At 62.1% G+C, this 22569-nt stretch carries 19 protein-coding genes, 1 other RNA gene and 1 pseudogene; 1 reads left to right on the forward strand and 20 read right to left on the reverse strand.

Features of this window, described 5'->3' with window-relative positions; translation table 11 throughout:
* The first annotated feature begins 84 nt into the window (after nucleotides 1-84).
* Nucleotides 85-3165, forward strand: coding sequence for a PAS-domain containing protein (locus SUTH_RS18475; RefSeq protein ID WP_052473532.1), 3081 nt, complete (start codon nucleotides 85-87; stop codon nucleotides 3163-3165).
* Between the two features lie 2 nt (nucleotides 3166-3167).
* On the opposite strand, the gene SUTH_RS10490 is transcribed toward SUTH_RS18475, so the two are convergent.
* From SUTH_RS10490 to SUTH_RS10580, 20 genes and pseudogenes are all read right to left on the reverse strand, one after another.
* Nucleotides 3168-4736 carry a DUF3369 domain-containing protein gene (locus SUTH_RS10490; protein ID WP_041099096.1) on the reverse strand — a complete coding sequence of 523 codons (1569 nt, stop codon included), beginning with the start codon at nucleotides 4734-4736 and terminating at the stop codon, nucleotides 3168-3170.
* A gap of 353 nt (nucleotides 4737-5089) precedes the next feature.
* Complete coding sequence (locus SUTH_RS10495; protein ID WP_041099098.1) at nucleotides 5090-5551, reverse strand: ClpXP protease specificity-enhancing factor; 462 nt, start codon at nucleotides 5549-5551, stop codon at nucleotides 5090-5092.
* 48 nt (nucleotides 5552-5599) lie between these two features.
* Nucleotides 5600-6196 (reverse strand): glutathione S-transferase N-terminal domain-containing protein, encoded by a 597-nt coding sequence (locus tag SUTH_RS10500; RefSeq protein ID WP_041102192.1) that lies wholly within the window; start codon nucleotides 6194-6196, stop codon nucleotides 5600-5602.
* A gap of 100 nt (nucleotides 6197-6296) precedes the next feature.
* Nucleotides 6297-7007: a cytochrome c1 gene (locus tag SUTH_RS10505; RefSeq protein WP_041099099.1), complete on the reverse strand. Its 711-nt coding sequence runs from the start codon at nucleotides 7005-7007 to the stop codon at nucleotides 6297-6299.
* Nucleotides 7004-8299 (reverse strand): cytochrome b, encoded by a 1296-nt coding sequence (locus SUTH_RS10510; protein WP_041099101.1) that lies wholly within the window; start codon nucleotides 8297-8299, stop codon nucleotides 7004-7006. The genes SUTH_RS10505 and SUTH_RS10510 overlap by 4 nt, the downstream gene beginning before the upstream one ends.
* A gap of 4 nt (nucleotides 8300-8303) precedes the next feature.
* On the reverse strand, nucleotides 8304-8897 hold the full coding sequence (petA, locus tag SUTH_RS10515; RefSeq protein ID WP_041099103.1) for a ubiquinol-cytochrome c reductase iron-sulfur subunit: 594 nt from the start codon (nucleotides 8895-8897) through the stop codon (nucleotides 8304-8306).
* 211 nt (nucleotides 8898-9108) lie between these two features.
* Entirely contained in the window at nucleotides 9109-10320 is a 1212-nt protein-coding gene (locus tag SUTH_RS10520) for a CaiB/BaiF CoA transferase family protein (RefSeq protein WP_041099105.1), read from the reverse strand.
* Complete coding sequence (gene recR, locus SUTH_RS10525; RefSeq protein WP_041099107.1) at nucleotides 10317-10916, reverse strand: recombination mediator RecR; 600 nt, start codon at nucleotides 10914-10916, stop codon at nucleotides 10317-10319. The genes SUTH_RS10520 and recR overlap by 4 nt, the downstream gene beginning before the upstream one ends.
* Entirely contained in the window at nucleotides 10916-11239 is a 324-nt protein-coding gene (locus SUTH_RS10530) for a YbaB/EbfC family nucleoid-associated protein (protein WP_041099108.1), read from the reverse strand. The genes recR and SUTH_RS10530 overlap by 1 nt, the downstream gene beginning before the upstream one ends.
* Nucleotides 11240-11253: 14 nt before the next feature.
* A complete protein-coding gene (dnaX, locus tag SUTH_RS10535; RefSeq protein ID WP_041099110.1) occupies nucleotides 11254-12885 on the reverse strand; it encodes a DNA polymerase III subunit gamma/tau in 1632 nt (543 codons plus the stop codon).
* An 84-nt stretch (nucleotides 12886-12969) separates the two neighbouring features.
* Entirely contained in the window at nucleotides 12970-13497 is a 528-nt protein-coding gene (locus tag SUTH_RS18480; protein ID WP_052473533.1) for a Spy/CpxP family protein refolding chaperone, read from the reverse strand.
* A gap of 124 nt (nucleotides 13498-13621) precedes the next feature.
* Nucleotides 13622-13720: signal recognition particle sRNA small type (ffs, locus tag SUTH_RS18850), an RNA gene on the reverse strand.
* An 85-nt stretch (nucleotides 13721-13805) separates the two neighbouring features.
* Nucleotides 13806-14081 carry a hypothetical protein gene (locus SUTH_RS10545; RefSeq protein ID WP_041099112.1) on the reverse strand — a complete coding sequence of 92 codons (276 nt, stop codon included), beginning with the start codon at nucleotides 14079-14081 and terminating at the stop codon, nucleotides 13806-13808.
* A complete protein-coding gene (thiS, locus tag SUTH_RS10550; protein WP_041099114.1) occupies nucleotides 14078-14332 on the reverse strand; it encodes a sulfur carrier protein ThiS in 255 nt (84 codons plus the stop codon). The genes SUTH_RS10545 and thiS overlap by 4 nt, the downstream gene beginning before the upstream one ends.
* A pseudogene (locus tag SUTH_RS20265) lies at nucleotides 14329-15581 on the reverse strand (NAD(P)/FAD-dependent oxidoreductase). The gene thiS and the pseudogene SUTH_RS20265 overlap by 4 nt, the downstream one beginning before the upstream one ends.
* Before the next feature lie 60 nt (nucleotides 15582-15641).
* Nucleotides 15642-17489, reverse strand: a complete 1848-nt coding sequence (locus SUTH_RS10560) for an aldehyde ferredoxin oxidoreductase family protein (RefSeq protein WP_041099116.1) — start codon at nucleotides 17487-17489, stop codon at nucleotides 15642-15644.
* Nucleotides 17490-17499: 10 nt separating this feature from the next.
* Nucleotides 17500-17979, reverse strand: a complete 480-nt coding sequence (locus tag SUTH_RS10565) for a 4Fe-4S dicluster domain-containing protein (RefSeq protein WP_041099118.1) — start codon at nucleotides 17977-17979, stop codon at nucleotides 17500-17502.
* 117 nt (nucleotides 17980-18096) lie between these two features.
* Complete coding sequence (locus tag SUTH_RS10570) at nucleotides 18097-18951, reverse strand: alpha/beta fold hydrolase (protein WP_052473842.1); 855 nt, start codon at nucleotides 18949-18951, stop codon at nucleotides 18097-18099.
* Nucleotides 18952-19074: 123 nt separating this feature from the next.
* Entirely contained in the window at nucleotides 19075-20064 is a 990-nt protein-coding gene (locus SUTH_RS10575) for a serine/threonine protein kinase (RefSeq protein WP_041099122.1), read from the reverse strand.
* A gap of 28 nt (nucleotides 20065-20092) precedes the next feature.
* Nucleotides 20093-22441 (reverse strand): DNA internalization-related competence protein ComEC/Rec2, encoded by a 2349-nt coding sequence (locus tag SUTH_RS10580; RefSeq protein ID WP_041099124.1) that lies wholly within the window; start codon nucleotides 22439-22441, stop codon nucleotides 20093-20095.
* Nucleotides 22442-22569: the final 128 nt, after the last annotated feature.

Raw genomic sequence — 22569 nt, forward strand, 5'->3', positions numbered from 1 at the left:
AAGACGCGCTTATTTTGGCCATAATCACGCCATAGCGCCGCCCCTACCGGAGTCGATCAAATGCAAGCTGCTGCAGCCGGACCCATGCCAGAACAGTTCCAGACGATCATCGACTGTTTCCCCGGCGGCGTGTCCATTTTCAATGCCAAGCTTGAGATGGTGGCATGCAACCGGATGTTCCGCGACCTGCTCGAATTTCCGGACGAGCTGTTTGCGCAGGGGCGCCCTTCCTTCCACGCCCTGGTGCTGTTCAACGCAAAACGCGGCGAATACGGACCGGGAAACCCCGAAGCGCAGGCGCTCGAAGCCTGCGAACGGGCGCGCAACATGCAGCCGCACGTCTTCGAACGCACGCGACCCAACGGCAAGACCCTTGAGATTCGCGGAGCCCCCCTTCCTGACGGCGGCTTTGTCACCATCTATACGGACGTCAGCGACCGCAAGCGCGCCGAAGCAGATGCCATTCATGCCGGAATTGAGCGCGACGTAAGCCGTACCGGATTGGCACAGATCCTCGGCGGCAGCTCGGTGGCGACCTTTGTCCTTGATCAGGATCACCGCGTGGCGTACTGGAACCGCGCCTGCGAAAACCTGACCGGGGTCAGTGCCGCCTCGGTATTGGGAACCCGCGAACAATGGCGCCCGTTCTATTCCAGCGAACGACCGGTCATGGCCGACTTGATTCTCGCCGGCGGAGCCGAGGAAGCGGTCGATCAACACTACCGCACCAAATGGCAACATTCCAGGCTCATCGAAGGCGCTTACGAGGCAGAGGACTTCTTCCCGAATTTCGGAGAGGAAGGACGCTGGGTGTTCTTCACCGCGGCACCGCTGCGCAACGAAGCCGGACACATCATGGGTGCCATCGAAACCCTGCAGGACGTCACGGAGCGACGCCGGGCCGAAGCGGCGCTGAAAGAACGGGCAGAACAGGAAAACCTGCGTACCACTTCCTACTTCCAGGAAGTCCTGACCAATCTGCCATTTGGCGTTCTGGTGCTCGACACCGATCTCAATACCATCTTCTGGAATGACAAGGTCGAGACTCTTTTCAGCTTGCCGAAGGGCTCGATTTCAAAGGGAGGAACGGTCAGGACCAGCATGCGCATACTTGCCGAGAAGGGCTTCTACGGGCCCGGCGATGCGGAAGAGCAGGTCGATATCCGTTTCAGTGAACTCGCCAAATTCCCCGCGAGCTCGATTGAGCTCAGCCCTCCTCACGGCGGCACCCTGCTGGTGCGCTCGGCCCCGGTATTGATCAATGGCTCGCCGGCTGGTCTGATCCTGCTCCAGGAAGACATATCCGAACGCAAGCAGGATGAGCAGCGCGCCCGCGAACGCGACATGGCGAAGTCGCTATCGGTGCTGCGTAATGCCGTAGGCAATATCAGCCAGGGCATCTCGATGTTCGACGTCAACTTCGATCTTGTCGTCTGCAACCGCAGATTCCTCGAACTGCTCGACTTTCCGGACTATCTCGGTACTCCGGGAACGCCATTCGAAGCCTACATACGCTACAACGCAGAGCGTGGAGAATATGGTCCCGGCGATGTCGACCAGCAGGTGCAAACGCGGGTCGCCCAGGCCCTGCGCTGCGAACCCCATGTTTACGAGCGTGAGCGTCCGGACGGCCTGGTCATCGAGGTGGTCGGCAAACCCTTGCCGGAAGGCGGGTTCATCAGCACCTACACGGACATCACCGAACGCAAGCAAAACGAGATGGCGCTGCGGGAACTTGCCGCCACGCTGGAGCTCAAGGTGGAGGATCGCACCGAAGCGCTGCGAAAGACCCTGACGGAACTGGGGACGGCGCAAACGCGCCTGGCGCAAATCATCGATGGCAGCCCGATCGCGGCTTTTGTGCTTGATCGCGACCACCGGGTGACGCACTGGAACAGCGCATGTGAAAAGCTGACAGGCGTGGCGGCAAATTCCATCCTGGGGACCAGCAACCAGTGGCGCGCCTTCTACACCAGCGAACGCCCGATGATGGCCGACCTGATCGTCGCCGGAGACTCGGAGCATGAAGTCCAGCGCCACTATTCGAAGTGGCGGCGTTCGGAGATCATTGATGGCGCATTGGAGGCCGAAGACTTCTTTCCCAATTTCGGCAAGGCAGGATGCTGGTTGTACTTTACGGCAGCGCCGTTGCGCAATCCGGCAGGGCGCGTGATCGGCGCGATTGAAACCCTTCGCGATATCACTGAACAGCGCCGTGCCGAAGCCGGCTTGCAGGAGCGGGCCGAAGCCTTGCAGCAAGCCCTGACGGAACTGGGCGTGGTGATCCAGAACCTCGAGCAGACGCAGGATGAACTGGTACGCAGCGAAAAGCTGGCCGGCCTGGGCTCAATGGTCGCCGGAATAGCCCATGAATTGAATACGCCGATAGGCAACAGCCTGATGGTGGCAACTCACCTTGTCGCGACCAGCAAGAAAATGGGAGAGGCCCTGAAAACAGGATTGAAACGTTCAGCGCTCGATGAGTTCCTGGCCAACACCGATTCGGCCGGCGATGTGCTGGTGCGCAATCTGAACAAGGCTGCCGAACTGGTATCCAGCTTCAAGCAAGTTGCCGTTGATCAGACGAGTTCGCAAAGGCGAAGTTTCAACCTTGCGGAAATGGTTGCCGAAGTGGTAACAACGCTGAGGCCGACGATTCGCAAGACGCCTTATTTGATCGAACAGTCGATACCTGATGACATAGTGATGGAGAGCTTTCCCGGGCCACTGGGACAGGTGGTGACCAACCTGATCAACAACAGCATCATTCACGGCTTTGACGGCCGCGAGGCTGGCCGGATTCGCATCGATGCCGAAAAATGCGAGGGCAATGCAAGCGTCCTGCTGAAAGTCTGCGATGATGGCAAGGGCATACCGCCGGACGTCCTGCCACGCATCTTCGACCCGTTTTTCACCACGAGACTGGGCCAGGGCGGAAGCGGCCTCGGCTTGAACATAGTGCATAACATGGTATTCAGCATCCTTGGCGGCCGCATTGGTGTCGAGAGCCGTCCCGGACAGGGAACCTGCTTCACGCTTACACTGGCCATGGTCGCCCCGGAGCAGGCCCAGTCAAACCAGCCGCTGCATGGATTTGGCAACCGCCGGACGGGCGGGCGCAGGCCAGAGGATTTCCGCGACCTGCCACACGACGAAAACCGCTGAATTCAGGAGCCTTTGCGAAACGCCTCAACCGCAGCGACAAACGCTTCGACCATCCGCGGATCGAGTTTTTTGCCCGAGTCCTGCCTGATCATTTCGAGCGCCTGTTCATGACTGAAAGCAGCACGCCACGGACGCGCGGTCGTGATCGCCATGTAGCGGTCGGCAACCGCAACGATCCGTCCCGACAAGGGAATATGCTCGCCTGCCAGTTGCTGCGGATAACCCGATCCGTCGAAGTTTTCATGATGGGTCAATATGACTTCGCGGGCTAGGCTGACCACGCGTCCTCCTTTCACTTCTGAAAGGACCTCCTGCAGCATTGATGCACCAAGTTCCGGGTGCTTGCGGACCATCGCCATATCCTCCGGAGACAGGGCCGAGGCCTGGTCGAGAATATTCGATGAAATACCCTGATTGCCGATGTCGGCGAGCATTGCGGCACGCTCCAGGATTTCCGGAAGGCGCCGCTCGATTGCCAGGCCCGGGGCACTTTCCTTCAGTTGCAACGCGATAGCCCGGCTGAGCCGGCCGCGCTTGGCAGCATGGGAAAGCGGCAGGTAGCACGCATGCGCCGTCAGCTTTGCCAGCAAGCCGATCTCGACACTCTGATCCAGCTTCGATTGCTCGACAGCCTCGAAGTTGTCGTAGGCGAGGACGATTTTCATGCAAAAAATATCGATCAATGCCAGTTCTGTTTCGCTGATCTTCTTGGCACCGCCAACATAAACGACCACGTCGCTAAAGTTGGGCATGGGAACCAGGTAGATCGATCGCTTGTCGTCGATGTAAGTGGCGCCGCTGGAAAAAACCTGCGCTATGCACGCGATGCCCTTCTCATCAAGCACATCCTCTACCGGCGCCCCGATGAAGGAATCGAAACCGCCGCACGCGGCCATGATCATGTCCGGGTTGCCGGCGTCTCCGCGCCGAACCAGGATCAGGTCGTTCTCCCCGATATCCAGCAACGACCCCAGCTGCATCAGCAGACCGGAGACAAACAGGTTCCGCGAACGGAAATCCATGTTGCTTGCGGCATCGAGCACCTTGACCAGGCCACGGCGACTGGACTCGATGGTCTGCAAATCCTGAAACGAACGCAAGGCCGAAACAAGCGAGGTGAACAGCTTTTTCGCCGTCATTTCGGACTTCGATTTGTAATCGTTGATGTGATAGTTCAACACCACATACTCTTCCGGCGCATGGCCGGGCTGTCCTGTGCGCAGGATGATGCGCACCATCTGGTTGCCGATCTCTTCACGAATGCGCTGGACTGCCTTGAGTCCGGAATCCTCCGATTCCATCACCACATCGAGAAACACGACAGCGGTGTCGGGGTTCTGTCGCAGAAGCTCGCAGGTCTCATTGCCATCGTACGCGTCGAGAAATTCGATGCCACGATTGCAGAAGGAAAAATCCCTCAGAACCAGTTTTGTCGCCACATGAACATCGGGCTCGTCGTCGGCGATGAGTACCTTCCACGCGGCCTTTTCCTCGCCAGCCCCGACCTCGGCTTCTTCGGCAAAGAGGAAATCATCGGCTTGATCGCCTGACTCACGGGATTTGTCGTTCATATAGCTCCCTCAACTCCAGTTACGTCGATCCCGGGCCCTTGTCTGCAAAACCCCATGCCCTGCATCGTCGTCGCATGACTTCATCAGACCGTTTATGATCATCGTAGCGCGTTCCGCGATATCAAGAATCAAAGCTCCCGGTCAATATGCACTGCGAGAATACAGGAGAACCCTTCTCCGTAGTCCACGCCCGTTCGCGCAAATATATAGCTAAGGTAATAGCAGTGCCGAGGCCGCAGTTTATCAGTGACCGCCTAAGCAACCAAGCATGAGAGCCCACATGAGAGCCCACGCAACAATCCGCGACTCACTTCCTCATTTTTGGCAGCCCTCCCCCGACGGGAAAGGAGGTGTTACTTGATGCGAGTCAGGAAAGGCCTTCCAGATGGCCGCGGCTCGGAAGGAGCTTCCGCCCCGGAGAACTCTTCGACAGAACTTGCACCAACCGAGGCACTTCCCTGGCCGCCTTTCAACTTCTCATCGGCAGGGGGCGCATCTACCGCGGGCGTTTCGGTAACCTCGAAGGCCATACCCTCGCCGTTCTCGCGCGCATAGATCGCTGCGACACGCTCGACGGGCACAACGACCGGGAACGAGCGTCCGCCAAAACGTGCCTGAAAACTGATCTCCTCGTTCCCCATCAGCAACTGATGGGTCGCCTCCAGGCCGACATTGAGAACGATCTGGTCATCCTTGACGAATTCGCGCGGAACGCGAGTTGTCGCATCCACTGAAACTGTCAGATAGGGTGTAAGGCCCTGATCCGCGCACCATTCATGAATGGCGCGGATCAGATAGGGCTTGGTTGACTGCATTGAGCTTGCGCCGAGATGAATCAAATTACAGACGCGGACGATACGCCGTTAACGGCGCATCATCTTTTCCGTCGGCGTCAGTGCATCGATGAAACCCTGACGCGAGAAGATGCGTTCGGCAAACTTCATCAACGGCGCCGCGGTCTTCGGCAGTTCGATACCGTAATGGTCGAGGCGCCAAAGCAGCGGCGCAATCGCCACGTCAAGCATGGAAAAGTCGTCGCCCAGCAGGAACTTCTGCTTGTTGAACATCGGCGCCAGTTCGACCAGACGGTCGCGAATGTGGCCCCGCGACTTGTCCGCCGACTTGAGGTTCTTTTCGAGCGCATCGATGTAGCTGAACAGCTCGTGCTCCATCGTGAACAACAACTGGCGCGCCTTGGCCCGTGTTTGCGGATCGGGCGGCATCAGTTGCGGATGCGGGAATCGCTCGTCGATGTACTCGTTGATGATGTTCGACTCATAGAGCACCAGATCGCGATCGACCAGCACCGGAACCCGGTTGTATGGATTGATGACCGCGATATCTTCAGGTTTGTTGAAGAGATCGACGTCGATCACCTGAAAGTCCATCTGCTTCTCGTACAGGACGATGCGACAGCGATGGCTGAACGGACAGGTCGTGCCAGAGTACAGATTCATCATGGCGCTGGTGCCCCAGGAATAATCCGCATCACGCACCACTTTGCGCACAGGCGGCGCGTTCATTTCTCGATGCCCCATAATTTGCATTCACGTATCAGTATTAATGGACGTCTTTCCAGTACTCGCGTTTCAGCGCGTATGCAAAGACAAAGATTACTGCCAGGAAAATCAGAACGATGACGCCAAGCTGCTTGCGGAATTCGGCCATCGGCTCGCCCATGTACTTGAGGAAGGCCACCAAGTCACCGACCGCCGCATCGAACTCCTGCGGCTTGAGCTTGCCCGGCTTGACCAGCTTCAGTTTATGGTCCGCCCCCATAACCTGGTCACCTTGCAGCTCCCAGAGTACGTGCGGCATGCCGACGTTTTCGAACACGACATTGTTCCAGCCGGTCGGCCGGTTCTCGTCGCGATAGAAAGTGCGCAGATAGGTATAAAGCCAGTCGGCACCGCTGCCGAACTCCGAAGCACGCGCCCGCGCGATCACCGTGAGATCCGGCGGCGCGGCGCCGAACCAGACCTTGGCTTCGGCGCGCTGCATGGCGATCTTCATGGGCTCACCGACCTTCTCGGCGGTAAATAGCAGATTGTCCTTGATTTGCGCGTCGCTGAGACCGATGTCCTTCAGGCGGTTGTAGCGCATGTAGGACGCCGAATGGCAGTTCAGGCAGTAATTGACGAAAATCTTGGCGCCGTTTTGCAGCGCAGCCATGTCGCTGGCCTTATCCGGGGCGGAGTCAAGATGCAGCTGCGCGCCCGCGGCAAGCGCCAGCATCGGCGAAAACAGGATTGCGATCAGGAGTTTCTTCATTTCATTGTCACCCGGTCCGGTTCCGGCTTGCAACGATCCAGGGAAGACCAAATCGGCATCGTCAGGAAAAACAGGAAGTAATACACGCTGAGCAATTGTGCGATCGGCGCGCCGGGGATGAAGCCGAAGAACTTGTAGGCCGGATCCTTGGTGCCGAGGAAACCGAGGATGAAGAAGCCGACGACCCAGATCGAGAGCAGCCACTTGGTGATCGGTCCGCGATAGCGGATCGACTTCACCGGGCTGCGGTCCAGCCAGGGCAGGAAAGCGAAGATCAACGTGCCGGCACCCATTGCAACCACGCCCCAGAACTTCGCATCGATGCCGAACAGCGGGTAGGTCACCGCGCGCAGCAGCGAATAATAGGGCGTGAAGTACCAGACCGGCGCGATGTGCGGCGGTGTCACCAGCGGGTCGGCCGGGAAGAAATTGTTGTACTCGAGGAAGTAGCCGCCGCCTTCGGGCATGAAGAAGACGATGATGGAGAACACCATCAGGAATACCACCACGCCGACGATATCCTTCACCGAATAGTACGGATGGAAGGGAATGCCGTCCAGCGGAATTCCATTAGCATCTTTTTTCTTCTTGATCTCGATGCCGTCCGGGTTGTTCGAACCGACCTCATGCAGCGCGATGATGTGCGCTCCCACCAGGCCCAGCAACACCAGCGGCATGGCGATGACGTGAAAGGCAAAGAAGCGGTTCAGCGTCGCGTCGCCGACGACGTAATCGCCGCGCAGCCAGATCGAAAGGTCGTTACCGATCAGCGGGATCGCCGAGAACAGGTTAACGATCACCTGCGCGCCCCAGAAGGACATCTGGCCCCAGGGCAGCAGGTAGCCGAAGAAGGCTTCGCCCATCAGGCAGAGGAAAATGCCTATGCCGAACAGCCAGATCAGTTCGCGCGGCTTGCGGTAGGAACCGTAGAGCAGGCCGCGGAACATGTGCAGATAAACAACCAGGAAGAAGGCCGAGGCACCCGTCGAGTGCATGTAGCGGATCAGCCAGCCCCAAGGCACGTCGCGCATGATGTACTCGACGCTGGCAAACGCCACCGGCACACCGGACGCGTTCAACGAAGCGTCGGGCTTGAAGTGCATGGTGAGCAGAATGCCGGTAACGATCTGGATGACCAGAACCAGCATCGCCAGCGAACCGAAGAAGTACCAGAAGTTGAAGTTCTTCGGCGCGTAGTACTCGGACAGATGGGCCTTCCAGTTCGACGTCAACGGAAAACGCTCGTCAACCCAGTTCAGCGTCCCCTGCAATATGGCGTTCACTTTGCTCATCGCATCAGGCCTTCTTGTCTTCGCCAATCACAAGCTTGGCATCGCCAAGATACATGTGCGGGGGGATTTCGAGATTGTCCGGCGCCGGCTTGCTCTTGTAGACGCGACCGGCGAGGTCAAAGGTGGAACCGTGACAGGGGCAGATGAAGCCGCCCGGCCAGTCGGCCTCGATGCCGGATTCTGCTCCGGTCTTGAACTTCTCGGTCGGCGAGCAACCGAGGTGGGTGCAGATGCCGACAGCCACCAGAATCTCGGGCTTGATTGAACGGGTTTCGTTCTTCGCGTACTCGGGCTGCATGTTCTTGGCCGACTTGGGATCAGCCAGTTTGTCTGCAATCTTGGCCAGGGCCTCGAGTTGTTCCTTGGTGCGATTGATGATCCAGACCGGCTTGCCGCGCCACTCGACGGTCATCATCTGACCGGGAGCGAGTTTGCTGATATCCACTTCGACAGGCGCACCGGCAGCCTTCGCCCGCTCGGACGGCAGCATGCTGGCCACGAAGGGCACAGCCACCGCAACCCCAGCCACCCCGCCTGCGGCTGCCGTGGCAACCAACAGACGCCGCCGACCGCAGTCGACTGTATCGTCACAACTCATGGTGTAAGTCCCTGAATGCCCAAATGCGAATTCGAAGTTTCAATAAAACGTAGTTTCGGTGAAGGCTAACGTCGGTTCCATCGGCGTTAAGCGCTACGGCCGCAACTAAAAGACCGCAATTGTAGCGAATCTCGCAGCGCGATTAAAGCCCTGAACTGAGCCGACTTATCGGCGATGACTGTCGCAATGCTAATAATCAGTTATTAATCATCTAGATAGCTCCGTCTCCGCGCAAGCGAACTATCTCGTCAGGGGAATAGCCGAGGCGATCAAGCACCGTTTCGGTATGCTCGCCCAGCGCCGGACCGAGCCAGCGGGTCTCTCCCGGCGTCAGGGACAGCTTGGGGATGACCCCGGGTATGCGAAAGTCTTTACCATCAGGGAGTTGCGCCACCTCCAGCATCTGCCGAGCGAGGAACTGGGGATCGCGAAACATGTCCGCCACCGAGTAAATGGGACTGGACGGCACCTGGGCCTCCGCAGCGATGCGCAAGACCGTTTCGGCGTCATTGGCCCCGACCCAGGCATCGATCACGCCGTAGATTTCCGCGGCACGCGCATCGCGACCGGCGTTGCTGCCGAGTTGCGGGTCGTCGGCCAGATCGACGCGCCCGATGGCCAGCATCAATCGACGGAATATCGCGTCGCCGTTGGCGCCGATGATCAGATGCTTGCCATCCCGGGTGGTGTGAGTATTCGAGGGCGTAATGCCCGGCATGACATTGCCGGTGCGCTCGCGAATAAAGCCGAAGACATCGAACTCCGGCACCAGGCTTTCCATCATGGCGAACACCGCCTCGTACAAGGCGACATCGACCACCTGACCTTTGCCGCCGTGGACCTCGCGGTGCCGCAGCGCCATCAATGCGCCCAGCGCACCCCACAGCGCGGCGATCGAATCGCCTATGGAAATGCCGGTCTTGACCGGCGGCCGGTCGGGAAAGCCGGTGACGTAACGCAGCCCGCCCATCGATTCGCCGATGGCGCCGAAGCCGGGCTGGCTGGCCATCGGCCCGGTCTGGCCGAAACCCGAGAGACGTACCATGACGAGGCCCGGATTGATCGCCGACAACGGATCCCAGCCCAGACCCAGTTTTTCCATGACGCCGGGCCGAAAATTCTCGACCACGATATCCGCTTCAGCGACCAGTTTTCGCGCAATCGCGATGCCTTCGGGATGTTTCAGATTGAGCGTGACCGACTGCTTGTTGCGCGCCTGCACAAACCACCACAGGGAGGTTTCGCCGTCGCCGGTCGGGTACAGCTTGCGCCACTTGCGCAGGGGATCGCCCTCGCCCGGCGCTTCGATCTTGATCACCTCGGCGCCGAACTCGGCAAGGATGCGCGAGCAGAACGGGCCGGCGATCAGCGTGCCGAATTCGACGACCTTCACTCCGGCAAGTGGCTTGGCGCTTTCAGTCAAACGAAATCGCGCCGTTCGCGCAGCGCCTGCGCCACCGTCGCGGCGTCGGAAAATTCCAGTTCGCCGCCTACCGGCAGTCCGCGTGCGATGCGGCTGACCTTGAGCCCGCGCGCGTGCAGCAACTCGGAGAGGTAGTGCGCGGTGGCCTCGCCCTCGTTGGTGAAGTTGGTGGCGAGGATCACTTCCTTGACCACGCCATCCGTGGCGCGGGCAAACAGGCGCTCGAAGGCCAGTTCCTTCGGCCCGATGCCGTCGAGCGGCGAGAGGCGGCCCATCAGCACGTAGTAGAGTCCGTTGTAGGCGTGCGTCTGTTCCATGCTGTTTGCATCGACCGGCATTTCGACGATGCACAGCTGCGATGCATCGCGGCGCGACGAAAGGCAGCGTTCGCAAACTTCGGCTTCGGTAAAGCTGTTGCAGCGCGCACAGTGGTGCAGCAACTGCAATGCGGCATCGAGGCCGCGGGCAAGGCGGTCGGCGCCTCGCCGATCGCGCTGCAACAAGTGGTAGGCCATGCGCTGCGCAGACTTCGGGCCGACGCCCGGCAAACAACGCAAGGCCTCGACAAGCTCGTCGAGACTTGACGAGGGGGTCATCAAAACGGCAGCTTCATTCCGGGGGGAAGATTGAGACCGGCGGTAAAACCACCCATTTTCTCGGCGGTGGTCGCCTCGGCGCGCCGGTTGGCATCGTTGAGCGCGGCGGCGATCAGGTCTTCCAGCATTTCCTTGTCGTCCATCACCGAGGGATCGATGGTGACGCGCTTGACGTCGTGCTTGCAGGTGATGACCACTTTTACCGCGCCGGCGCCCGACTGTCCCTCGACTTCGAGTTGCGCGAGTTGCTCCTGCGCTTTCTCCATGTTGGCCTGCATCTGCTGGGCCTGCTTCATCAATCCGGCTATGCCACCCTTCATCATTTTTCCTGCACTCCTTAAACGGGTTTGATCGTGGATTCGTCGATGCTCGCATCGAACAGGTCCACCACATCGCGCACGAAGGGATCCTGTTCGATCGAGGCGACGGCGCGGTCCTGGCGCTCGCGCTGCGCATTGCGGCTGCGCTCGGCCGGGGTTTCGCTGGCCGGCTCGGCCACATCGATTTCGAGCCGCAGCGGGCGGCCGTAGGCAAGCTGCAACTCGGCCTGCAGCTTGTCCTGCTGCGGCTTGCCGAGCAGATGCTTGTGCAGCGGCGCCAGGCGCAGGCGGATTGCCGTTTCGCTGCGCTCCGACAATTCGCAATGCTGGGCCAGTTGCTTGGCCATGCCCGTCAGCGGCAGGCGCGCCAGCAGCGCATGCCAGTCCTCGTCGGCTGTCGCCGAAACGGTGGCCGCCGATGTCACCGGTGCAGCGGATGGCGCGGGAGTCGGCGCTGGCGCTACGGCGGCAACAGGCCGAGCTGGAGCCGCAGTCGCTGCTGCAGGCGGCGCCGGGCGCACGGGCGCCGGAACTGCAGGCCTCGTTGCCACCCTGGCCGCACCGCCGCGATCGGGCCGGAACGCATGCAGTCGCAACAATGTCATGACAAAGCCGGCATAGTCGTCAGGCGCCAGCGAAAGTTCGTCGCGGCCATGAATGGCAATCTGGTAAGCCAGTTGCAGGTACTCGGCGTCGAGCGCCTGCGCGTAAGGCGCCAGGCGTGTGCGCTCGGTGTCGTCGAGCAAGGCCTCGGGGGCGAACTGGATCAGCGCGATGCGATGGAACAGCGTCGCCAGCTCCTGCAGGCCGCCGTCGAAGGACAGGCTGCGTGCATCCATCAGCTTGGCCACCTCGGTCATGGCGTGCACATCCTGCGCCACGAGGCCGTCGAGCAGCGCAAACAGGTGTTCGTCGCCGACCGTGCCGAGCATGGCGCGCACGCCCTCGTCCTCGACCTTGCCGGCGCCGTGGGCGATGGCCTGATCGAGGAGGGAGAGCGCGTCGCGCATGCTGCCCGCCGCTCCCTTCGCCAGATGGCGTAGCGCGGCCGGCTCGAAGGCGACGCCCTCGGCCTCCAGCACGCGCGACAGATGCTCGACGATGTGCGTCAGCGGCATCTGCTTCAGGTTGAACTGCAGGCAGCGCGACAGCACCGTCACCGGAATTTTCTGCGGATCGGTGGTGGCAAGGATGAACTTCACATGCTCCGGCGGCTCTTCCAGCGTCTTCAGCATCGCATTGAAGGCGTGCCCGGAAAGCTGATGCACTTCGTCGATGACGTAGACCTTGTAGCGGCCGATGGTCGGCGCGTAGGTGGCGCGCTCGAGCAAAGCGGTCATGTCGTCGACCCCGCGATTGGACGCGGCATCGAGTTCGATGTAATCGACGAAGCGACCGGTATCGATCGCGGTACAGGCCGAACACACACCGCAAGGGGTGGAACCGACACCGGCCTCGCAGTTCAGCGCCTTGGCCATGATGCGCGCCAGCGTGGTCTTGCCGACCCCTCGCGTACCGGTAAACAGGTAGGCATGATGCAGCCGGTTCTGCTCCAGCGCATGGGTCAGCGCCCGCACGACATGCTCCTGCCCCACCAGGGTTGCGAAAGACTTGGGGCGCCACTTGCGGGCGAGGACCTGATAACTCATGCGGCGATTTTATCAGGCCCGCCACGCCAAACGGGGCAGCCCGTGATTGATGGCTGCCCCGCTTTGCCGCGAGCCGAAACTACCTCAACCCTTGCGCGGTTCCGCGGCAGCCTGACCGCCACGCGGCGCGCCACGACCGGGGCCATGCCGATGCCGGCCGGCGGCGCTGAACTGCTTGTCCGCCGCCGCCTTTTGCTCTGGAGTCAGCGCGGCGTAGAGTCGATTGAAGGATTCATTGACCGACTCCATGGCGGCGACGCGATCCTTCATGGCACTTTGCATCTGCGCCATGCGCTCCGGCGCGCTCATCGGCTTGTCGTCCTTCATGCGTTCACGCATGGCCTGCATGCCCTTGCCGGCTTCCGCCTTCGACTTTTCGGCGAAGGCCTGCCAGAGCGGCTCCTGCTCGGCGGTGAGCTTGAGTTCGCTCTTGAACCGGGTCAGGCGCTGGTCGACACGGGCGCCGGGATCCATCATGCCGCCCTGCATCGCGCTGCGCATCATGCCGGGCTTGCCATCGCCGGCGCAGCCCGGCCCCTGTGCGTAGGCGATGCCGAAAAAGACGGCGCTGGCGGCAAGAAAGCCCGCAACAATGGTGTTTTTGCGATTCATGGTGTGCTCCTGTCGTAAATGCCTCATGGCAGGATGCATTTCACCCGGTGGCTGTAAGCCCGATGTGACAAACGCGCGCAGTTTGTAAGGGAAGATTGCAAAACCACTGTCGGCGCGAAAGAGGGGCGGCGAGCCTGACCCCCGGCACTTGCAGAAAATGGCTGTGGCTGCTTCCTTCCGGACCTGACCAGATTCACCACCCCGCAATGCGGGGAGACCCGCCGCGACGCGAATTTTATCAGCGCCGCGTCTCGCCAGGGGACTTCCTCGCCGTATCGTCGGCGCCGACTCCCGAAAACCGGAAGTTGTCAGCCACCGCCGCGCTGGTAGTAGCGCGTGAAGCGCCGCATGAAGGCATCCTGGGCGGCTTCGTCAAGGCCATCGAATTCGATTTCGACGCGATGGCGTTCGAGCCGCACCAGGCCGATTTCAAGGGGAGGAATCGGGGTCAGGCGAACGAACCAGCCGTGACCGCAGAACCGGCCGTCAATTTCATGGAACTCTTCCCCGCCGGTCGCCAGCCGCAACAGCCGAACAAAATCCTCGCGCGAGGTCGTCGCGTCGTAGGCGAGCGGGAATTTCATCCGCCGGCAACGGGCGGCCAGATGGCCAGGGTTTCGCCTTCGCGCAGGACTCGCCCGGCGCGTTCGGCGGGAGGTATGAAAGTGCCGTCGACCAGCACCAAATGGACCAGTTTCTGCGGCAGGCCGAAGCGCTCGATGATCTGCGCCACCGTGGTGTCCTCGGCCAGTTCGAGGGCCAGCGCATTGGTCTTTTTCGCTTCGGCGGGAAGATAGTCCTGCAGGGTGGCAAACAGCTTGAAAGTGACCCTCATGCCGCTTTCTGCGCCGTCGCCAGATAGGCCGCCATGAAGCCCGTCGGATCGGCCAGCAGGCGCGCCTTCCATTCGCCGAGCGGCGCCTGCGTCTGCACCAGCCCGCGCAGGGCGCCGACATGGTCGGTCCAGCCGATGCTGGTGGCGCCGATCAGCACATCGCCCCGGAACTGGAGCGACAGGTAGCGATACTTCGCGTCATCCACCAGCTCGACGCTCGCTCCGCCCTGCTCCTTGCCCACACCTTGCCATTGCCCGAAGGAGGTCGAAATCAGGCCCAGGGTATCCAGCACGTTGATCGCCAGGCTGCCGCCGCTCACCGCAGTTCCGCCGGCCATGTTGTGCGCGGCGACGCGCGCCTGATCGACGGCATTGGGCTGGATCGCGTTGAGTTCCGGCTGGCCGCTGTGAAAGCCCGGCGCTTCGGTCACATCGCCCGCCGCATAGATGTCCGCAACACTGGTGCGCATCCCGGCATCGACGCGAATGCCGCGTTCGACGGCGACCCCGCTGCCCGCCAAAAAAACCGTATTGGGCGCGACCCCGGCGGCGCAGATCACCAGATCGGCGACGATGTCGGTGCCGGTGCTGAGTTTGGCCGTCAGCGCACCGCCTTTTGCGTGATGGCGGTCACCCCGGCATTGACATGCACGGCGACGCCCTTGCTCTCGACCCAGCGGCGGATCATGTTGCCGGCCTTGGCGGTCATCATGCGCGGCACCATGCGATCACCCATCTCGACCACGGTCAGCTTGACCCCGCGCGCGGCCAGCGCTTCCATGATGATGCAGCCGATGAAGCCGGCGCCGATCTGCAGCACGCGGGCACCGGGGGCCGCCTTCGCCGCGATGGCACGCGCGTCCTCGATGGTCCAGCAGGTATGCACGTTGGGCAAGTCCATGCCCGCGACCTTGGGCAGCAAGGGCTGCGAGCCGGTAGCGACCAGCAGGCGATCGTAGGGCAGGCGCTCGCCGCTGGCGAACTCGACCTGCTTTTCCTTCGCATCGACCTTGACCACCCTGCCTTCGATCAAATGGATGCGCTCTTTGGCGAAATGGTCGTGGCTTTTGCGCAGATGCGTACCGCTGTCGGCAATCTTGCCGATCAGGAAATAGGGAATCGCCATGCGCGAATACGGCGGTTCGGATTCGTCGCCGATGAGGGCGATCTCGGCATCCGGCTGCAAGCGCCGCAAGGTTTCGGCGGCGACCAGGCCGGCTGGCCCGTTGCCAATGATGACGTGTTTCATCGAATATCCTTCAAACGATCGGGGGACCGGCGGTGCCGGTCCCCCGAGGGTGCTACACGATTACAGACCAAGCCGCGCCAGAGTCTCCTTGCTCGGCACGCCTTCCGCGCTCCAGCCGCGCGCCTTGTAGTACTCCGGCCGCATCTTGTCGATGCCGTTCACCAGTCCCTTGGCCGGGCCGGTCTTGGCCGGCTCGGTCTTGAGACGCGGCGGCAGGTCGTCGTCCTTGGCGGTAAAGCCGGCGGCATTGTTGAACATGCGCTCCATGTTCCACACGCGTTCGCCCAGCAGCGCGAGTTTCTCCATGGTCCACTCGCCTTCGCATGCGGCATCGAGTTGCGGCTGCAGGTCGGCCAGCGTCCAGGCGAAGGTGGTGAACACGCAGACACCGGCGGAGTCGAACACCGAGGTGGCGTCCTGGAAGGCCTTGACCAGATCGGCCTTGCCTTCGGTCACCAGCGGGTCGGTCTTGACCGGAATGCCGAGCACTTCCGAAGCCACGGTATAGCCGCGCAGGTGACAGGCGCCACGGTTGGACGTGGCGTAGGCCAGGCCCATACCCTGGATGCCGCGCGAGTCGTAGGCGGGGAATTCCTGCTTCTTGACGCCCATCGACAGTTCCGGCTTGCCGTACTTTGCGCACAAGCGCGCTGAACCCAGCGCCAGATCCTTGCCGAAGCCTTCGCCCTTGACCAGCATTTCGGCCAGCGCCACCAGAGCCTGGGCGGAACCGAAGGGCGCGTCGAGGCCGATCTGCTCCTTGGTCAGGATGCCCAAGTCATAGAGCTCCATCGCCGCCGCCACGGTGGCGCCGAAGGTGATCGGGTCGAAGCCGTCTTCGTTGCAGATCAGGTTGGCATATTGCAATGCCTCCAGGTCGCCGACGCCGTTGGCAGCACCCAGTGCCCAGGCGGCTTCGTATTCGAGCCCACCCGATGCGCCCCAGTACTGCGGCTTGTTCACCACGCTGAAATGCGTCTCGTCGATTTTCGAAATGCGCCCGCAGGCGATGGTGCAGCCGAAGCAGGCGGCGTTGGTCACCAGATGCGGCTTGCCGTCGGTCGGCCGCTTCTCGTGCATGGCCTCGGCCGAAATCTTGCGCGCATCCTCGAACTGCACATCGCGGTGATTGCGCGTCGGCAACGCGCCCATTTCGTTGATGACGTTCATCAGCACCTGGGTTCCATAGGTCGGCAGGCCCTGACCTGTAACCGCATTGTCGGCCAGCACCTTCTTCGCCGTCGCGGCCGCCTGCATGAAGGCCTTGGGATTCTTGATCGCGCCGGCGCCCTTGGTGCCGCGCACCGCCACGGCCTTGAGGTTCTTCGAGCCCATCACGGTGCCGACGCCGGAACGGCCGGCGGCGCGATGCAGGTCGTTCACGATGCAGGCATAGAGCACGCCGTTCTCGCCCGAGCGGCCGATGCTGGAAACGCGAATCTGCGGATCCTGATGGCTCTTCTTGATGATCTCCTCGGTCTGCCACACGGTCTTGCCCCACAGATGGGCGGCATCGCGCAGTTCGACCTTGTCGTCCTCGATCGAGAGGTAAACCGGCTTCGGCGACTTGCCTTCGAAGATGACCATGTCCCAGCCGGCAAACTTGAGTTCGGCGCCGAAATAGCCGCCGGAATTGGAGCAGGCGATGGCGCCGGTCAGCGCGCCCTTGGTGATCACCGAGTAGCGGCCGCCGGTCGACGCCGGCGTGCCGGTGAGCGGGCCGGTGGCCATGATCATCTTGTTGGCCGGTGACAGCGGATCGACCTTGGGGTCGACTTCCTCGACGAAATACTTGGTGGCCAGTCCGCGCTGGCCGAGGTATTGCTGCGCCCATTCCATGTTGAGGGGCTCCGACGTGCAGGTGCCCTTGCTCAGATCAACGCGCAGGATCTTTCGTGTCCATCCCATGTCGTTCTCCTTAGGCGCTGGCGCGCGGTTGAGTGTCGGTCTTGCCGGCCCACTGGCGCATCTTGTCGAGCCCGGTCCAGTCGGCATCGACGTAGGTGATGGCACCGGTGGGACAAGCCGTGGCACAGGCCGGATCGCCGCCGCAGAGGTCGCACTTCTGCACCTTGCCCGATTCCGCCACGTAATTGACCGTGCCGAACGGACAGGCGATGGTGCATACCTTGCAGCCGACGCAGACATCTTCATGCACGACCTTGGCGCCCGTGCCGGCATCGATGCGGATGGCATCGACCGGGCAGGCGGTCATGCACCAGGCTTCGGCGCATTGGGTACAGGTGTAGGGGACTTTGCGTCCGGCGTGTTCGAAGTCGAAGACCTTGATCCGCGACTTGGAGATGTTGAACACTCCGTGATTCTCGAACGAACAGGCCATCTCGCATTGGAGGCAGCCTGTGCATTTGTTGGGGTCGATGTGCAACGATTTCTGCATGATGTCTCCTCTATTGCTGCGTGCGGGGGATATGCGAAAGCGTACCTATTCTAGGCCTCAATAAATGATGTTATTAGAACTTTCGATGCTGCACCGCGGCACGCGAATATCCCCCGCTCAAACAAGGAGAAATTCGCGCACCGGCGCTACCTGCGCTTCGTCCATCAGCATCGGCGCATGACCCACGCCGGGCACTTCGATCAGTTGGGCGCGCGGTCCGCGCTGCCCCATTTGCAGGGCGGCTTCATGCGGCAACAGATCGGAGGTCTCGCCACGCAGCAGCAGGGTCGGGCAGGTGATGCCGTCATACAGCGGCCACAGTTCGACATCCTTGCCGCCGCTGGTGGCATATGCTTCCTGAAACGACTTGGCAATGTCCGGGTCGTAGGCGAATTCCACCTTGCCGTCGGCGGCGGTGCGCGTCACATGCACCGTAAGGTGCCGCCACTGCTCGTCGGAAAACCTGCCGAAGGTGGCCGAAACAAAACGGACGAAGGCTTCCGCCTGCTCGATGCCGTCGAAGCGCGGCGCCTGGCCGAGATAGGTGCCGATCCGCTCCAGCGACGCCGCCGTGATCACCGGGCCGACATCGTTCAATACCAACCGTGCGATCGGCGTTTCCGGCTGGCTGGCCAGCGCCATGCCGATCAGGCCGCCCATCGAGGTGCCGACCCAATCGACGGTCTCCACGTTCAATTTCGCCAGGAGTGTTGTCATGTCAGCGCAGTATTGCGGCAGTCCATACAGTCCCTTGTTGCGCAGCCAGTCGCTACGCCCACGCCCGACCACGTCGGGGCAGACCACGCGATACCGATCCGCCATCGCCTGTGCGAAGAAATCGAAATCGCGCGAGCAGCGCGTCAGGCCATGAACGCAGACCAGCACTTTCGGATTGGCCGGATCGCCCCACTCCACATAAGCCATGTGGTGAAAGCCGGCGGCACTCAAACACTTCACTTTTCCTTCACGCATTTCCACGTTTGCTTCTCCAAATTCGCGGGCAAAATCCGCCAAATATAGTCACCCCCTTCCCGGAAGGGGGCCTGGGGAATGTTCATCCAATTTACCGGAATGGTGAGGGGCGCCTGCGCCCCCTCACCGTGGCACCAGCGCCGACTCCTGCATTATTGCGATCTGCTCGCGCAGTTCGAGAATCCGTTCTTCCCAGTAGCGGTTCGTCGCGAACCACGGAAACGCCACCGGGAAAGCCGGGTCGCTCCAGCGTCGCGCCAGCCAGGCCGAATGATGCATCAGGCGCAAGGTGCGCAGGGCTTCCACCAGTTGCAGTTCGCGATCGTCAAATTCGCGGAACATCTCGTAGCCGGCCAGCACATGGCCGAACTGCCGGCCCATTTCTTCGGCATCGCCGGACAGCAGCATCCACAGGTCCTGAATCGCCGGCCCCATGCGGGCGTCGTCGAAATCGACAAAGTGCGGGCCGTCCTGCGTCCATAGCACGTTCCCTGCATGGCAGTCGCCGTGCAGGCGCAGCTGATTGACGCGGCCGGCGCGCTCGAAACAGGCGCGCACGCCGTCCAGCGCCTGATCGGCCACGCCCCGCCATACCGATTCCAGTTCCGCCGGAATGACGCGATTGGCCAGCAGCCAGTCGCGCGAATCGACGCCGAAGCGCTGAATGTCGAGGGTTTCGCGCGCCACGAACGGCTCCCGCGCACCCACCGTGTGGATGCGGGCCATCAGCCGCCCCATCCATTCGAGTATCTGCGGCTCGCCGAATTCCGGCGCCCGTCCGCCCTGGCGCGGAAACACCGAAAAGCGGAAACCGTTGTGCACGAACAATGTCTTGCCGCCGATGGCCACGGGCGTCACCACCGGCAGTTCGTCCGCCGCCATGGCCGCCGTGAACGCATGTTCCTCGGCAATCTGCGCATCGCTCCAGCGGCCGGGCCGGTAGAACTTGGCGATCACCGGCGCGCCTTCGTCGACGCCGATCTGCCAGACGCGATTTTCGTAGCTGTTGAGCGCCAGCAGGGCGCCGTCGCAACGATAGCCCACGCTTTCCAGTGCATCGAGGATGCACTCCGGATTCAGTCCGGCAAAAGGAATCGCATCGCTTGGGGTCATGGCAAGGCCGACAGTGTTCGGGCGCCGATTATAGTGGCGGCCGGGCATGCCAGTAGCGCCGGCGCTCCTCGCGCTCATGCCGGAAGTTTGTGCCTGCCGCGCCCAGGCCGACCCTGACCGCACCGTCGGCATCCGTGCGATGCAGTCGCGCACCAGCCTCGACGTAGCGCGCCACCACATCCTCTTTCGGATGGCCGAAGCGATTGCGATAGCCGACCGGAAAGATCACGTCGCGGGCGGCAACGGCGGCGATGAAGCCGGACGTCGATGAGGTCCGGCTGCCGTGGTGCGGCACGGTCATCACGTCCGCCGCCAGATCGGCAGGATGCCGCTTGAGCAGCACCGCTTCGGAAACCGCCTCGATGTCCGAGGTCAGCAGCATCGACTTTCCGCCGGCCGTGACGCGCAGCACGCAACTCACATCGTTGGTCTTGCGCGACAGCGGTTCCGCGCCCGGATGCAGCATGTCGAAGCGCACCCCATCCCAGATCCACGAATCGCCTTCGACGCAAGGCTGTTGCGGCACGGGCTGTGCCGACAAGGCGTGCTCGAAGGGCAGCGAAGCCTTGAGGACAGCTACCGGCAGTGCCGCCAGCACCGATGCCGCGCCGCCTTCGTGATCCTTGTCGGCATGGCTGATCACCAGTACATCCAGCCCGCGCACGCCCATCGCCCGCAAATACGGCGCGATGATGCGATTGCCGCTGTCGGCTTCCGCCGAGAACGCCGGCCCGGCATCGAACAACAGGTCGTGCGCGGACGTCTGGACATGAATCGCCAGACCCTGCCCGACATCCAGCACCGTGACTTCCGCCGTGCCGACCGCGGGTCGCGGCGGCACGGCCGTCAGCAACGGAAGAAACGCCAGCAGGCCCAGCCAGCGCGCCGGGAATCCGCGCGGCAACAACAGCCAGATGCCCCCGGCCAGCGCCAGCAGCACGGCCCAGGCCGGCGGCGCTGCCTGTTGCCAGATCGCCAGCGGCAGTGCTGCGAGCCAGTCGATGAACACCATCAGCCAACCGGTGACAAGATGCGCCAGCGATAGCAGCGGGTCCAGAAAGGGCAAGGCACCTGCCAATGCAAGCGGCGTGACGATGAAGCTGACAACAGGAATTGCCACCGCATTCGCCAGCGGCGAGACCAGCGAAAACTGCTGGAACAAGGCCAGCAATGCCGGCAGCATGCCCAGTGTCACGGCCCATTGCGCACGACCCCATTCCAGCAGCCAGTGCGCCGGCCCCAGGCGTCCGCCGCCGATGTGGAACAACAGTGCGACAGCGCCAAAGGACAGCCAGAAGCCCGCGGCCAGCACTGCCCACGGATCGAGCAGCAGTACCAGCAGCAGGGCCAGCAACAACACGCGGGAGGTGGCGATCTCGCGTCGCGCCAGCCGCGCCAGGGCGACCACGGCGAGCATGTACAGCGTGCGCTGCGCCGGCACCGCAAAACCGGCCAGCAGGCAATAACAGAAGGCGGCGAATAATCCGCCAATCGCCGCCGCATGCTGCGCCGGCAGCCTCAGCGGCAGCCTGGCCGAGCGCCGCCACAACCAGTTGGTCAATGCATGGAACAGCCCGGCAAACATGGTCACATGCAAACCGGAAATGCTCATCAGGTGGGTGATCCCGGTGCGGGCGAAGGTCTGCCACAACTCGGCATCGATCGAATGCTGGTCGCCGATCGCCAGTGCGATCAGGATTCCCGCATGCGACGCATCGGGCAGCGCGGCACGAAAACGATCGCGGATGTGCTCGCGCAGCATTTCTACCGCGTAGCCCGGCCGCCACATCCGCGCATCGATGCGCTCGGCGCTGCGCGGCCGCACATAGCCGGTGGCGCGAATGCCGCGCTCGAACAGCCATGCCTCGTAGTCGAAACCGTGCGGATTGAGGTTGCCATGCGGGCGCTTGAGTCGAACGGTGAAGCGCCAGCGCTCGCCGGCGCGAACGGGAATCAGCGGGGAGGCCTCGTCATCGACCGCATCGGGGCTGCGATACCAGGCCAGCGAAATACGCGACGGCACGCCCGTGCCGGCATCCTCCACATCGAACTCGAAACGCACGCCGCGCTCCAGTGCCTGTGGCAGGCCGGCAACCACGCCGCTCAGTTGGATGTCGCGGCCCTCGATGGCCGCCGGCAGTTCCTCCGCCAGACGCAGATGGGCGAAGCCCGCCGCCCAGACAAACCCCAGCGCTGCAGCGGCCAGTACAAGCAGTGCCGATGCAACAAGTCGCCGTATCGCCAGCGCCGACTTTCGCAGTGCGAACAACAGCAGTGCGCCGATACAGATGCCGGCCAGCCAAGATGCAGCAGGCAACTCGGCCTGCTGCTGCAACAGCCAGATGCCACAGGTGAAAGCCGGGATGAAAAGGCGCATGGCCCCAATTATGTCCCGGACTGTCGTCCGGGACGGTATCCCCCGGTGGGATAGACCATGCAGACCATGCGTCAGGCATCGCCAGATGGCGCTGCGGTTCAGGTCAAGTGAAGCTCATTGAAGACCCG

The organism is Sulfuritalea hydrogenivorans sk43H, from assembly GCF_000828635.1.
Taxonomy (GTDB): Bacteria; Pseudomonadota; Gammaproteobacteria; order Burkholderiales; family Rhodocyclaceae; genus Sulfuritalea; species Sulfuritalea hydrogenivorans.

Bases quoted from the DNA above. Each gene is read 5' to 3' on its own strand.
- SUTH_RS18475 (WP_052473532.1), top strand. From the start codon at position 85: ATGCCAGAACAGTTCCAGACGATCATCGACTGTTTCCCCGGCGGCGTG.
- SUTH_RS10490 (WP_041099096.1), bottom strand. From the start codon at position 4,736: ATGAACGACAAATCCCGTGAGTCAGGCGATCAAGCCGATGATTTCCTC.
- SUTH_RS10495 (WP_041099098.1), bottom strand. From the start codon at position 5,551: ATGCAGTCAACCAAGCCCTATCTGATCCGCGCCATTCATGAATGGTGC.
- SUTH_RS10500 (WP_041102192.1), bottom strand. From the start codon at position 6,196: ATGATGAATCTGTACTCTGGCACGACCTGTCCGTTCAGCCATCGCTGT.
- SUTH_RS10505 (WP_041099099.1), bottom strand. From the start codon at position 7,007: ATGAAGAAACTCCTGATCGCAATCCTGTTTTCGCCGATGCTGGCGCTT.
- SUTH_RS10510 (WP_041099101.1), bottom strand. From the start codon at position 8,299: ATGAGCAAAGTGAACGCCATATTGCAGGGGACGCTGAACTGGGTTGAC.
- petA (WP_041099103.1), bottom strand. From the start codon at position 8,897: ATGAGTTGTGACGATACAGTCGACTGCGGTCGGCGGCGTCTGTTGGTT.
- recR (WP_041099107.1), bottom strand. From the start codon at position 10,916: ATGACCCCCTCGTCAAGTCTCGACGAGCTTGTCGAGGCCTTGCGTTGT.
- SUTH_RS10530 (WP_041099108.1), bottom strand. From the start codon at position 11,239: ATGATGAAGGGTGGCATAGCCGGATTGATGAAGCAGGCCCAGCAGATG.
- dnaX (WP_041099110.1), bottom strand. From the start codon at position 12,885: ATGAGTTATCAGGTCCTCGCCCGCAAGTGGCGCCCCAAGTCTTTCGCA.
- SUTH_RS18480 (WP_052473533.1), bottom strand. From the start codon at position 13,497: ATGAATCGCAAAAACACCATTGTTGCGGGCTTTCTTGCCGCCAGCGCC.
- SUTH_RS10545 (WP_041099112.1), bottom strand. From the start codon at position 14,081: ATGAAATTCCCGCTCGCCTACGACGCGACGACCTCGCGCGAGGATTTT.
- thiS (WP_041099114.1), bottom strand. From the start codon at position 14,332: ATGAGGGTCACTTTCAAGCTGTTTGCCACCCTGCAGGACTATCTTCCC.
- SUTH_RS10560 (WP_041099116.1), bottom strand. From the start codon at position 17,489: ATGGGATGGACACGAAAGATCCTGCGCGTTGATCTGAGCAAGGGCACC.
- SUTH_RS10565 (WP_041099118.1), bottom strand. From the start codon at position 17,979: ATGCAGAAATCGTTGCACATCGACCCCAACAAATGCACAGGCTGCCTC.
- SUTH_RS10570 (WP_052473842.1), bottom strand. From the start codon at position 18,951: ATGCGTGAAGGAAAAGTGAAGTGTTTGAGTGCCGCCGGCTTTCACCAC.
- SUTH_RS10575 (WP_041099122.1), bottom strand. From the start codon at position 20,064: ATGACCCCAAGCGATGCGATTCCTTTTGCCGGACTGAATCCGGAGTGC.
- SUTH_RS10580 (WP_041099124.1), bottom strand. From the start codon at position 22,441: ATGCGCCTTTTCATCCCGGCTTTCACCTGTGGCATCTGGCTGTTGCAG.